The sequence below is a fragment of the Kineosporia rhizophila genome (assembly GCF_021277265.1).
Classification (GTDB): Bacteria; Actinomycetota; Actinomycetes; order Actinomycetales; family Kineosporiaceae; genus Kineosporia; species Kineosporia rhizophila.
In genome coordinates, this window is record NZ_JAJSOH010000027.1 from 92,880 (window position 1) to 105,695 (window position 12,816).

Below are 12,816 nucleotides of genomic sequence, written 5' to 3' on the forward strand. Positions count from 1 at the left end.
ATCACTCTGAAGCGTTTCCGGCACCGGCACGGTGGATCACATCCGGATGAAGCGCCGAACGGTGTAAATGGGTGGACCTCCCGGCAACCCGCGCGACATGCTCATCACCGCACTTGCTCCCGGAACCGAGTGGGGTGAGGACGAACAGGAGGTGGACGGTGACGGTCGAACGTCTGGGGAAGAAGCTGTACAACTGGGCGAGCATCCTCGAGGAGAAGACGCGCGAGCAAGCCGCCCGCACCGCCGAGATGCCCTTCGTCTTCCCGCATCTGGCCCTGATGCCGGACGCCCACCTGGGCCGGGGGGCGACCGTCGGCTCGGTCATCCCGACCGACCGGGCGATCATCCCGGCCGCGGTCGGGGTGGACATCGGGTGCGGCATGATCGCGGTGCGCACCCAGTGGACCGAGGCCGAGGTGCGGGCCAAGGGCGACCTGAGCGCGCTGCGGGTGGCGATCGAGCAGGCCGTCCCGCTGTCGGCCGGCGGCTACAACAGCGACGAGCGGACGACCGAGAGCGTGGTCGCCGCCCGGCTCGACGTGCTCGAGGCCAAGGCCGACAAGGCGGGCTTCGACCCGGCCTCCTACACCGGCAAGTGGAAGCGGCAGCTCGGCAGCCTGGGCTCGGGCAACCACTTCATCGAGGTGACGGCCGACGAGACCGGCACGGTCTGGCTGTTCCTGCACTCCGGCTCGCGGGGCGTGGGCAACCTGATCGCCCAGAAGCACATCAAGGTGGCCCGGGCCCTGATCGACAAGTGGCACATCAACCTGCCCGACCTCGACCTGGCCTACCTCGTGCAGGACACCGACGAGTTCTGGGCCTACATCAACCAGATGCGCTGGGCCCAGGACTTCGCCCTGGCCAACCGGGAGGAGATGATGCACCGCCTGATGCTGTGCGTCGCCGACTTCATGGGTGAGCCGGTGCAGGACCTCGAATCCATCAACTGCCACCACAACTTCACCCAGCAGGAGAACCACTTCGGCAAGAACCTGTGGGTGAGCCGGAAGGGCGCGATCCAGGCCGACGCGGGCCGGCCGGGCCTGATCCCGGGCTCGATGGGCACCGCCAGCTACGTGGTCGTGGGCAAGGGCAACAAGCTCTCGCTCAACTCCTCACCGCACGGCGCGGGCCGGGAGTACTCCCGCACCGCGGCACGCAAGAAGTTCACGGTGGAGGATCTGCGGGCGGCGATGAAGGGCATCGAGTACCGCGACACGGACGCCTTCGTCGACGAGATCCCGGGCGCCTACAAGGACATCGACCGCGTCATGGCCGACGCCGAGGACCTGGTCGAGGTGAAGCACACGCTGCACCAGCTCCTGAACGTCAAGGGCGACTGACAACTGCAGACAACAAAATGGTGGACGTTTGTGCGCACCGAGCGCACAAACGTCCACCATTTGTTGTTGTCTCAGCGCCGCCAGAAGTCGAAACGGTCGCGCCCGGGCCGGAATCCGGCACTCTCCACCACGTCGACGGCCAGCTCGAACTGCGCTCCCACCCGGTAGGGCACGTGCGCGTCGCTGCCGAACGAGACCGCCTCGCCGCCCTCCTCGTACCACCAGCGCATCAGCTCGGCCGACCACAGCGGGCTGCGGGTGTTGATCTCGAGGGCGCGGCCGGAGGTGGCGAGCACGCGGAAGACCGTGCGGTACTCCTCCTCGAACAGCTTCTCGTCGTAGGCGTTCGCGCTCTGCGGCCAGTAGCGGCGGGGGAAGTCGCAGTGCGCCAGCACCTGGAACACGTCCGAGCCCTTGATCAGGTCGAGCAGGCCCTCGAAGTAGCGGCGCATCAGGTCTTCGGTGGGCATCGCGTTCAGCCCGAAGACCCGCTCCGGGGAGAGCATGCGGCCCTCGTGCACGACCGAGTGCAGCGAGCCCAGGACCCGCTCGAACGCCCCCGAGCGCAGCACCGCGGCCACGCTGCCGGGGAACAGGTGCGGCTCGCCGGTCTCGATGCCGGAGAGGATGCGCAGGTCGGGGTACTTGTCGCGGCAGCGCTCGAGCTCGGCCTGGTAGGCCTCGACGTCGAGCGGCTGCACCCGGTCGCGGAAGGCGATGGTGGTCTCACCGGGCGGCAGGTCCTCGTGACCCCAGGCGGTGAAGTCGAGGTGCTCGGTGAACGCGATCGCGGGCAGGCCGATCTCGACGGCCCGGGCGCAGGTCAGATCCATCGAGCCGTTGCTGCGGGTGTCCCAGCTGAACTGGGAGTGCACGTGGTTGTCGGGGGGAAGCATCGCCACGATTCTCTCATCGGCGGAGAATGAACGGGTGAACACCCTCGTAACCCCGGCGTTCGAGAAGCTTGTCGATCTGCTCGCCGAAGGCCGGGTGCTGGTCCTCAGCGGCGCCGGAATCTCCACCGACTCGGGCATTCCGGACTACCGCGGGCCCTCCGGGGCGCTGCGCCGGCACACTCCTATGACGTATCAGACATTCATGAAAGATCCGCAGGCCCGGCACCGCTACTGGGCCCGCAGCTATCTGGGCTGGCGTCAGGTCGCCCTGGCCAGGCCGAACGCCGCCCACGAGGCAGTGGCCCGACTGCAGGAACAGGGCGTGCTCCAGGGCGTGATCACGCAGAACGTGGACGGGCTGCACCAGGCGGCCGGGGCGAGCGGGGTGATCGAACTGCACGGCGGGCTCGACCGCGTCGTCTGCCTGGAGTGCGGGGCCGTCATCTCCCGGGCAGCCCTGGACCAGACCCTCACCGCAGCCAACCCGGACTTCACCGCCCGGGCCCAGCAGATCAACCCGGACGGCGACGTCGACCTGGCCGAGGACGAGCTGGACGGTTTCGTGATGGTCGCGTGCGAGGTGTGCGGAGGCGGGCCGCTGAAGCCGGACGTGGTGTTCTTCGGCGAGACGGTGCCCCGGCCGCGAGTGGCGGAGTGCTTCGCACTGCTGGACGGGGCGAAGGCTCTGCTCGTCCTGGGTTCGTCACTGAAAGTGATGTCCGGCTTCAGGTTCGTGCTTCAGGCGCGCAAGAACGGGACCCCGGTGGCGATCGTGAACCAGGGTGAAACCCGTGGCGATACGTACTGCGACGTCCGGATTGATGCCCCTCTGGGCCGGCTCGTGCCCGCCCTGCATCACGCAGTGACCGCAAAGTGCATGATCAACTAGCCCGAACGGGCACTTTGTGCTCCCTCGAGCGGGTAGGTTGACCTCGGCCGACTGGTGGACAGCCGGTGCACAGACTCCCCACCCGTAGCCGCAGATCGACGGTCTCGCAGCATGTGATTGCATCCGTCGCCGCCGCTGAAGAGAGCGAGAGCCGCAGTTGCCGAGCCCCGTCGCTGACATGAGAAGTTCACGCATCGTGACCAGAACCGTTCGTGCCCTGAGCATCGGCGGTCTCCTGGTCCTCCCGGTCGCGGCCGGTTTCCTGGCTCCGGCCGGGGCCGCCGAGAAGACGCCGGTCACCCGTGACCCGGGCGTCATCGGCACGGTCACCCCGAACGGGGTGTTCAGCCCGGTCGAGGGCGCCGAGGCCGACGCGAGCGGCGACTACCGGGCGGCGGCCGCCCGGGTCTCGGTCTCCGGCCCGTCGACCCTGACGAAGGACGCCAGCTACAAGGTGAGCGTCAGCGGCGACAGCCGGGTCTGCGGGATCATCGAGCAGAGCGTCCCGCGGCAGGACATGAAGAAGCCGTTCACGCTCCCGGTCACGCTGAAGGACCTGAAGGCGGGCAAGACCAAGATCACGGTCTACGCGGTCGGCTGCTCCAGCAGCAACCGCTACCCGGTCTACGGCATCGGTTACAAGACGATCAACCAGCCGGTGCACGTGAACAAGGGCAACCGCTGGATCGCCCCGGTCTCGGAGAAGAAGGCCGACCGTACGCTCTCGCTGTCGCTCTCCTCCTCGAAGTCCGGGATCAGCGCCAAGCTGTACAAGGGCTCCAAGCTGGTCAAGAACCTGGGCTCGAAGAAGGCCAAGAAGGCCACCTTCACCTGGAAGCCGGGCAAGGCCGCCCCGGGCAACTACACGGTCTCGATCAAGTCCGGCGGCAAGACGGTCAGGTTCGCCACCGGTGTCACCACCGGCTGGGCGCCGATGAACTGGCCGTTCGCCCGCTGCAAGACCATCACCTGGTCGTACAGCGCGAAGAACGAGCCGGACCGGGCCGAGGGCATGATCGACGACATCTCGGCCGGCTTCAAGCAGATCAACAAGGCCACCGGGATCAAGTTCAAGAAGGTCAAGAAGAAGGGCACGATCACCCTCAGCTGGGCCGGCACCAAGCACTTCCCTAAGGGTGAGACCGACGCGGACGGCCTGGGCGGCTCCTCCTCGGTCGACGGCGTGGTCGCCAACAAGGGCACGGTCTGGTTCAACACCGCCTCCCGCTGGGTCGGCCAGCCCGGCTACGGCCGCTACAACGGGGTGCCCGGGCGGGGCGCGCTGGTCGTGCACGAGGTCGTCCACTCCCTCGGCCTGGGTCACGTCACCGCCAAGAGCGCGCTGATGTACCCGATCTCCAGCGTCGGTTCGCCGACCGGCCTGACCAAGGCCGAGATCGCCGGGCTGAACACCCTGTACAACGCGAAATCCTGCTGATCAGGGGCTGAACCGCCGCAAAATCTCAGGCGCAGCGTAGGGCATGTCTCCGGGAGGTAAACCGCCCGGGGACATGCCCTATCTTTGTCTTCCGTGTCCAAGGTATTGACAGCTCTCCCCGTCGGTGACCGAGTCGGCATCGCCTTCTCCGGTGGTCTCGACACCTCCGTCGCCGTGGCGTGGATGCGCCACCACGGCGCCGTGCCCTGCGCCTACAGCGCCGACCTCGGTCAGTACGACGAGGACGACATGGAGTCGCTGCCCGGACGCGCCAAGCAGTACGGCGCCGAGATCGGCCGGCTGATCGACTGCCGGGAGGCCCTGGTCGAGGCCGGCCTGGTCGCCCTGTCGTGCGGCGCCTTCCACATCCGCTCCGGCGGCAAGGCCTACTTCAACACCACCCCGCTGGGCCGCGTGGTCACCGGCACCCTGCTGGTCCAGGCCATGCAGGAGGACGGCGTCTCGATCTGGGGCGACGGCTCGACCTACAAGGGCAACGACATCGAGCGGTTCTACCGCTACGGCCTGCTGGCCAACCCGGCGCTGCGGATCTACAAGCCCTGGCTGGACGCGGCGTTCGTGAACGAGCTGGGCGGCCGCGCCGAGATGTCGCAGTGGCTCACCGAGCACGACCTGCCCTACCGGGCCAGCAAGGAGAAGGCGTACTCGACCGACGCCAACATCTGGGGCGCCACCCACGAGGCCAAGACCCTCGAGCACCTCGACGAGTCGCTCGAGATCGTCGAGCCGATCATGGGCGTCAAGCACTGGGACCCGTCGGTCGCGATCGAGACCGAGGACGTCACGGTCCAGTTCGAGAACGGCCGCCCGGTCGCGATCAACGGTGAGAAGTTCGGCTCCGCGGTCGATCTGGTGATGAAGGCGAACCAGATCGGTGGCCGTCACGGGCTCGGGATGTCCGACCAGATCGAGAACCGGATCATCGAGGCCAAGAGCCGCGGGATCTACGAGGCGCCGGGCATGGCCCTGCTCTTCATCACCTACGAGCGCCTGGTCAACGCGATCCACAACGAGGACACGGTCGACTCGTACCACACCATGGGCCGTCGCCTCGGCCGGCTGCTGTACGAAGGCCGCTGGCTGGACCCGCAGTCGCTGATGCTGCAGAGCAGCCTGACCCAGTGGGTGGCCCGCGCGGTCACCGGCGAGGTCACGGTGCGGCTGCGCCGCGGCGACGACTGGACGATCGTCAACACGGTCGGCCCGAACCTGAGCTACCACCCCGACCGGCTCTCGATGGAGCGCACCGAGGACGCGGCCTTCGGCCCGGTCGACCGGATCGGCCAGCTCACCATGCGCAACCTCGACATCGCCGACTCCCGGCAGAAGCTCGAGCTGTTCGCCGGTCTGGGCCAGCTCGAGGGCCAGGCCCGGATCGTGGGCGAACTGGAGCCGGGCGGCGCCGACCGGATCAGCCGCAACAGCGAGGTCGAGGCCGGCGAGGACGTGCTGCTCGACCAGGCGGCGATGGAAGCCGGCACCGACTGATCCGAACCGAGGACGCCGGTGGTCACGTTCGGTGCCCACCGGCGTCCTTGGTTGTCGGCAGTTGCTTTTCGGCTATTCGCGCTCGGCCACGTTGCCCAGGATGATCCGGGCCAGCTCGGCCGAGGCCTGCTCCTGCTCCTCGCTGGAGGGCAGCTTGTCGTCGTAGTCGTTGTTGTCGAGGGTGAGCTCGTACTGCACACCGTCGCTGATGAAAACCATTCTGTGGTCGGGCCGGTCGAGCGCGGCGATCTCCCCCACGTCCTCGATCTCGACCGCCTCGGTGGAGGTGATGTCGTCCTCGACCGACTGGCGGTAGTAGTCCCCCAGATCGGCGTCCAGTTCCCTGCGGTCCAGCCGGAGATCCAGGTTGTAGCCCAGGTCGGTCTGCATCGAGAGGTACTGGCAGCTGTCGCCGTCGTAGATCCGGTCGTCGTAGGCGGCGCTCCCGCCGAGCACCGAGTCGACCTCGGCCGGCGTGAGCAACTGGCACATGCCGCTGTCCTGCGGGGAGATCGGGTCGTAGCCGGACGACGAACCGTCCTGGTTCTGCATGACCGCCCAGCCCACGCTCACCACGCCCAGCACCGCGGCCAAGGGGACCCAGCTCTTGCGGCGGCGTCTCTTCCCCACGCCGGACTCGCTGCTCCGGTAAGGGAGTGGCGCCTCTTCCTGATGGCCGGACTTCTCGCCGTTACCGGGGGTTCCCCAGATCGGGTTCTCGGACGACACTCGGGCAACCTTCCGTGGTCTGTGGCCTGCACTGCGAACCCCAAACTAAAGGACGTCGGTGGGCACCTGGGTGCCCACCGACGTCCTTTGATGGAAATAGGGTCAGAACGCGGTTTCAGCGCTTCTGTTTCGGCCGCTCCGGCTCGGTGAGATCGGCCGAGCGGGCGGCCGGGAGGGTGATGGCCGACGGTTTACGGCCGGAGGGGGCGAGGGGCTGGGCCCGCAGGAACGCCGCCGTGGCCACCACTCCGACCAGTTCGAAGCGGGTTCCGCCGGTCAGGTGCGAGTCGGTGGCCTCCTGCACGCCGGGCCAGTTCCGGTCGCCGTAGTCGTCCAGGACCACGACTGCACCCGGCGCGGCGACCTTTTCGGCGAAGCGCAGGTCGTTGGCCACCCCGCGGGCCGAGTGGTCGCCGTCGATCACGATCACGCCGTACTTGCGGTCGCTCACCTGGGCCTGGATCTTCGGGTCCTCGGAGAAGCCCTTGACCAGGCGCATGCGGTTGGGGCTGACGCCGGCCAGGGAGAGGTTCTCGCGCACCACCGTCTCGGTGACCGGGTTGCCCCCGGGCTCCACGTCGGCCAGCGGATCGATGATGGTCAGCTGGTACTGCAGGCCGATCCGGCTGACCTGCCGGGCCATGCCGCCCGAGAAGAGCCCGAAATGGGTTCCGATCTCCAGGATCTCGCCGTTCGGCGGGTTCAGCAGCGGGGTGGTGGCGAGCTTGCCCAGGATGTTCGGGGCTGCACCGGCCAGCCGGTCCACGCCGCGCAGCTCGAGCTCGAAGAGGGTGCGGTAGGCCTGCACCACGCGTCCGTAGGCGTCCGGCGCCTTCGACGCCTTGGCCACCTGCGCAGCCAGGTCGCGCAGCTTCTCCTCACTGATCAGCCGGGTGCTGCGGCGGCCCTGGGCGCCGAGCAGGAGGTCGACTGCGTAGCCGGGGGTGCGCACCTGGCTACGCATCCGCTCCAGCTCGGTGCGCAGCTGCAGCACCTCGGTGCGCAGGTCCAGCACCTCGGTGCTCTCGCTCAGCACCTGCCGGGCCCGGTTGCGCACCAGCCGCTCGATCCGCCGGTCGAGCACGGTCAGGACGGGCCGGATCGCCCGGGCCGTGGTGTGGTGTGCCCATCGCTGCGCCATGACCTTATGCAATCAGATGATCACGCTCTGGTCTCGGCGGCGCGAGCGGGCATCCTCCGAAGACCCGATCCGGACTTGTTCGAGGCTTGTTCCAGATTGGTTCAGGCTGGTTCAGGCCACCGGCGGCCGGCTCGACCACGGGAAGTTGATCCACAGGTCGGTCTCCCGCCAGAAGTAGTCGGGCTGCACGATGGTGCGCGGCTTGGTGTAGAGCACGGCCGAGCGCACCTCGTCGGGGTGGTGGTTGCGCAACAGCTCGAGCACCAGGTCGAGGGTGCGGCCGGAGTCGGCCACGTCGTCGACCACGAGCAGGCGCTTGCCCACGATGGCGGCGGTGTCGAGCAGCGGCTCGAGCAGCACCGGGTCGGGCAGGGTCTCCTCCACGTCGCTGTAGAACTCGACGTTGAGCGTGCCGGCCGCCTTGACCCCCAGGGCGTACGAGATCGACCCGGCCGGGAGCAGTCCGCCACGGGCCACGGCGATCACCATGTCGGGCCGGAACCCGCTGTCCGCGATGCTCTGGGCCACCTCCCGGCTCGCCTCGCCGAACAGGTCCCAGGTGAGGATCTCGCGATCAGGGCTACTCATCCGGACAATGTAGTGCTCCCCCGACCGTTCACCGCAGCCAGGCCGTCAGCCTCTCGCCCACCGCCGGGTCGGTGAAGTATGTGGTGTGGTCCACTCCCGCGTGCGACTGCAGCAGCAGCGGATCGGGCACCGGGAAACCGGGTACGCCGTCGAGCCGGTACACCCCGTGGGTGGGCACCACCAGATCGTTGCCGTCTCGTCCGAACACCAGATCGGTCAGGCCGTTGCGGCTGACCCGGGCGAGTGGGGAATTGGCCGGCGGGTCGTAGTCGGAGGTGATCGCGTAGAGCACCTCCGGCGCACCGGCGTCCGGGGGAAGCGGCCGGTTGAGACGTTCGCGCAGGTAGGCACCCGCCGGATCCATCGCCGCGAGCCCGTCCAGCCCTCGAACAGCCCCCAGGGCCAGGTGCTTGAGCACGGTGAGCACGGCGTCGAGGGTGTCGGTCACCGGGTTGTCCGGCACGAACTGCAGCAGGTTGGTCATCCGGTCGATCAGGGCGCCCCAGTGCTTGGAGTCGGCCAGGACGGTGCCGGCGTTGGGGGTACCCACCATGACCAGGCGCCGCACACTGGGCCCCTGAACGTGCTGGGCGAGTTCCCGCCCGACCAGACCGCCCCGGCTGTGCGCGATCACGTCGAGCTGCAGCTTGCGGTCGGCCGGGATGCGGGCCACCAGTTCGTGCGCATTCGCGGCCGGATCGGCCGACAGGGTGGGGTGGTCGAAGGCGAACACCCGGCCCTGGTACAGCTCGTAGAGCTCCTCGAACCGGTGCGGGGGCAGATCGCGGAAGGCCAGGTCGGAGCGGCTGAAGGTGCCGTGCAGGAAGAGCAGGGCCGGGCCCTGGGCGAACCGGGCCCAGTCTTCGGCGTCCAGGCCGCGCCCCTCGGTGTGGGTGTAGTCGTCGGGGCCGAAGGTGCGCAGCAGGTACGGCCGGTGCTCGGCCTCCCAGCGCGTGGCCAGCCGTTCGGCCACCACCGCGGTGCCCCGTTCGAGCAGCGGAAAGGCCAGTACCTTGAGCAGTTTCCGGCCCACCGCCCAGATCAGGCCGCGGTGCACCGGGCCGCCCCCGGCCTCGGCCGGCTGCACCGCCCGGGGGATCGTGTAGGTGAGCGAGGTGGTGGCCCGCACCGTACGGCCCGGCTCGCCCTGCGGTTCCCGGGGCAGGTGCCACGACTGGGTGCCGTCTTCGGCGGTGTAGAGCAGCACCTGGGCGAAGTAGCGCCCCGGGTCGGGCACCGAGACAGTGATCTCCGGCCCTCCCCCACCGCGCAGCCCGGCCACCGAGGCCACCTCGGCGGGCCGGCTGATCTCGATGGTGAGCTGCTCCATGAACCCGGCCGAGGCGATCGCCGCCACGAACGCGTCGGCCGCCCCCTCACGCATCCGCAGCCCGGGAGCACCGGCCGGCAGAACCTCCACCTCGCCGGTCAGGCCCGGCGTGCTCAGGGTGACCCCCTCGACGGTGACCGGAGTGCCGTCAGGACTGAGCGCCTGTGCCATCGCTGCCCTTTCTGGTGCTGGTGGTGACGACTCCGGCCAGCTGCAGCCGGGGATGCCCGAACAACTGGAAAGAGACAAGCGTGGCGTCGACCCCCGGCGCCTCAAGCCGCACTGCCCGCTCGGTGTACCGGGCCCGGATCCGGCGCAGCAACTCGGCCACCGGCAGCCGCTGACCCGCGGCGAGCTCCTGGCCCACGGTCAGTTGCGGGGCCGCCGGCAGCCCCTGGGCGGCGAGCTCTGACCCGTCCATTGTTTGCCCTGGCTCTTCTTCCGGATCGCCGAACACCACCGAAAGGCAACGCCGGTAGAACTCCTCGGCCATCCCGGCCGCGGTGTGGTCGGCGATGTTCCACAACGGCGCCACCACCGCTCCCGCCCCGGCCTCGAGAAACGCCGCCGCCATGCCCCCGTAGTCGCCCAGCACCCGCCCGTCGCCCGCGCCGATCTGGCAGGCATTGAGGTAGACGAACGGCGTGGAGGTGAGCCGACGACCGCGGATATGGTTCTCGTGCAACAGGTCCGGCGACCCCGGCAGGCCCGACTCCGGGGGCAGCAGCAACCCGCCGTGCACACCCAGCGGGTCGAACCGGCCGTGCAGGGCGAAGTGCATGAGGTCGACCGAGGGCCGGCCGCCGACCAGGTCGAGCACGTCGGTGAACAGCGGGCGCACCGCCACCACCTCCGGCTGCAGCGCGGCGATCAGCCGGGCCGCCTCGAGCTCGGCGTGCGGGAGCGGGCCCGCGCCGAGAACCGCCTCGTAGCGGGCGGTCACGACCGCCGAGGAACGAATTTGGAGCACCGATGGTGGACGAGGGGACGGCGGCGGTTCGTCGGTCAGCAGCCAGCGGCTGATCGCGACCTGGGCTCCCAGGAAAACGGACTCACCACCCGGCGCCTCCCCGCCTTCGCCACCGAGCCAGCCCTCCGGCCGCGCCGCCAGCTCCCACGGCACGTACGGCTCGTCGCTCAGCACCAGCACGGTGGCCGGGCGTTCGGCCGTTCCGGTGGCCACCGTGGCCCGCAGCGCCGCGCGGACCGGCGCCGGGATCGACCGGTAGATGCGATGCCCCAGCCCGAGCAGCCAGACGTACAGATCGAGCTGGTTCGCGGTGACCGCCACCTTGGCCCGGGCCTGCGCGCCCAGCTCGTGCGGGGTGGTGCCCACGCCGGACTCGCCCACGATCGTCTCGCTGCGCGGTTCCCACTGGTCGGTGACGTGCTGGTGACGGCTGAAGGCGGTGAAAACGAGCCGTGTGCCGGACACTTCGTCGCTGCGCCGGATCACGATGAGCAGGTCGGGGCGGTCGGAGTCGAGCAGCGGCCCCAGGTGCAGGGCGCCCCAGCGGTCAACTTCAGAGTCTTTAAGGACGGGGTGGTCCAGTTCGGGTACGACGGCCAGGTTGTCGGGGGCCCACGGTGGTTGCACAGGACGTCGGTGCCCGGTTTCCGGTCGTGTCTGCGGTCTGGAGTACCGGGGCTGGAACGGCGCGGGCCCGGACTCGTCCGAGACTGTCGACGGACGGGCTGCCTCTTCCCGGACAACGCTGAGCGCTGGCCCGTCGGGGGCGATCACCACCGCACGGGAGGCGAAGCCGATCAGGGTGCCCTCGCGCACGAAGCTCACGTCGATCCGGCGCTCCGCGGCGAGACCCGGGCGGGCCAGGCCGACGAAGGTGACCTCGACGGACGGCCACGGATCCTGCGGAGTGCGATGCAGCGTGTGCACCCCCAACTGCCCCGGGAGCAGGATGAACGCCTCGGGGTCGAACTGGAACGCTACCTGCAGCTCGACCGCCTCCGGCCGCTGGGGCAGGCGCACCCGCGCCGGGCCGACCAGCACCGGATCCCGATCCGGGCGCAACCCCGCCACCACGGTGAAGGGGACGCCCGGGGCAGCCCGCTCGGGAGCGTCGAGCCTTGGATGCACGACCGGGGCCGGCTCCGGCTCCGGCTCCGGCTCCGGCTCCGGTTCCCGTTCCGGTTGTTGCGGCACCGAGCGCTCGACCGGCCTCTGATCAAGGATGACCTCGTCCGGCGGCCCCGCCTCGGGTGGCGTGTCGACCTCCGGGAGCATGCCGAGCTGCTCAAGATCCGACAGGCTCAGCTCGTCGGACAGCTCACGCCGCGCCAGTCCGTCCCTGACCGGGGGTGGCTCCACGTCGATGCGCTCGTACCCCGGCGCCCCCGATCGGCCAGGTCGGCCCGGCTGCTCCTCGAAGTCGATCGCCACCCCGGGATGCACCACCCGGCCCCCCGCCCGACGCACCCGGAACAGCTGCACCGGCGGCGGGAACCCGTCCCGCCGCAGGCTGGTCAGCAGCACCCGCATCACCGTCGAGTCGTCCGGATCCGTTGCGTCGCGGGCCAACTCAAAGAGCACCGTGTATTTCCGCAGCACCGGCATGCGGGCGATCAGCTCGATGAACTCGCGCCGCCGGGCAGTACCCGGCGGAACCTGGGCCACCCGCAACGCCGGACGCCCGAACTCCGCCCACAGGTTCGGCGGCAGCTCCCCGATCAGGCGGAGCAGCAGAAGCAGCCGGGTCTCACTGTTCGCCCTGGCGGCAGTGTGGAGCAGTTCCTCGGCCTCGGCCCGGCTCAGCATCAACGCTCTCCCCCCACCCGCTCCGGCTCAGCTGATCACAACCGCCCGAAACCACGCAAACGGGTTCGCCCGGTGGTCTGGGGCAGGTGGGCCACGCCGGGGACCGGGCACGCGTGGGGGGTGGGGTTGGCCCTCGGGGTCCGCCGGAGCGGGTTGGTGAGGGCGGGTTGGTGG

At 69.5% G+C, this 12,816-nt stretch carries 10 protein-coding genes; 4 read left to right on the plus strand and 6 right to left on the minus strand.

Going from position 1 to position 12,816, the window contains the following annotated elements:
* The first annotated feature begins 158 nt into the window (after positions 1 to 158).
* Positions 159 to 1,346: an RtcB family protein gene (locus tag LWF15_RS28715; RefSeq protein ID WP_232814086.1), complete on the plus strand. Its 1,188-nt coding sequence runs from the start codon at positions 159 to 161 to the stop codon at positions 1,344 to 1,346.
* A 71-nt stretch (positions 1,347 to 1,417) separates the two neighbouring features.
* Here the strand turns inward: LWF15_RS28715 and LWF15_RS28720 are convergent, their stop codons facing one another.
* A complete protein-coding gene (locus LWF15_RS28720) occupies positions 1,418 to 2,242 on the minus strand; it encodes a PHP domain-containing protein (RefSeq protein WP_232814096.1) in 825 nt (274 codons plus the stop codon).
* A gap of 34 nt (positions 2,243 to 2,276) precedes the next feature.
* On the opposite strand from LWF15_RS28720, the gene LWF15_RS28725 reads away from it, so the two are divergent.
* The 3 genes from LWF15_RS28725 (at position 2,277) to argG (ending at position 6,078) form a co-directional block, all read left to right on the plus strand.
* On the plus strand, positions 2,277 to 3,131 hold the full coding sequence (locus LWF15_RS28725; RefSeq protein ID WP_232814087.1) for an NAD-dependent protein deacetylase: 855 nt from the start codon (positions 2,277 to 2,279) through the stop codon (positions 3,129 to 3,131).
* Positions 3,132 to 3,327: 196 nt separating this feature from the next.
* A complete protein-coding gene (locus LWF15_RS37900) occupies positions 3,328 to 4,569 on the plus strand; it encodes a matrixin family metalloprotease (protein WP_232814088.1) in 1,242 nt (413 codons plus the stop codon).
* A gap of 93 nt (positions 4,570 to 4,662) precedes the next feature.
* Complete coding sequence (argG, locus tag LWF15_RS28735; RefSeq protein WP_232814089.1) at positions 4,663 to 6,078, plus strand: argininosuccinate synthase; 1,416 nt, start codon at positions 4,663 to 4,665, stop codon at positions 6,076 to 6,078.
* A 72-nt stretch (positions 6,079 to 6,150) separates the two neighbouring features.
* On the opposite strand, the gene LWF15_RS28740 is transcribed toward argG, so the two are convergent.
* The 5 genes from LWF15_RS28740 to LWF15_RS28760 form a co-directional block, all read right to left on the minus strand.
* The gene (locus LWF15_RS28740) at positions 6,151 to 6,807 is read right to left on the minus strand and encodes a hypothetical protein (protein ID WP_232814090.1); all 657 of its coding nucleotides are present in this window, start codon (positions 6,805 to 6,807) and stop codon (positions 6,151 to 6,153) included.
* A 115-nt stretch (positions 6,808 to 6,922) separates the two neighbouring features.
* Positions 6,923 to 7,948 (minus strand): class I SAM-dependent methyltransferase, encoded by a 1,026-nt coding sequence (locus tag LWF15_RS28745; RefSeq protein WP_232814091.1) that lies wholly within the window; start codon positions 7,946 to 7,948, stop codon positions 6,923 to 6,925.
* A 111-nt stretch (positions 7,949 to 8,059) separates the two neighbouring features.
* The gene (locus tag LWF15_RS28750; RefSeq protein WP_232814092.1) at positions 8,060 to 8,536 is read right to left on the minus strand and encodes a phosphoribosyltransferase; all 477 of its coding nucleotides are present in this window, start codon (positions 8,534 to 8,536) and stop codon (positions 8,060 to 8,062) included.
* Between the two features lie 28 nt (positions 8,537 to 8,564).
* Positions 8,565 to 10,037, minus strand: coding sequence for a DUF7379 domain-containing protein (locus LWF15_RS28755; protein WP_232814093.1), 1,473 nt, complete (start codon positions 10,035 to 10,037; stop codon positions 8,565 to 8,567).
* A complete protein-coding gene (locus LWF15_RS28760) occupies positions 10,015 to 12,642 on the minus strand; it encodes a CHAT domain-containing protein (protein WP_232814094.1) in 2,628 nt (875 codons plus the stop codon). The genes LWF15_RS28755 and LWF15_RS28760 overlap by 23 nt, the downstream gene beginning before the upstream one ends.
* Positions 12,643 to 12,816 lie beyond the last annotated feature (174 nt).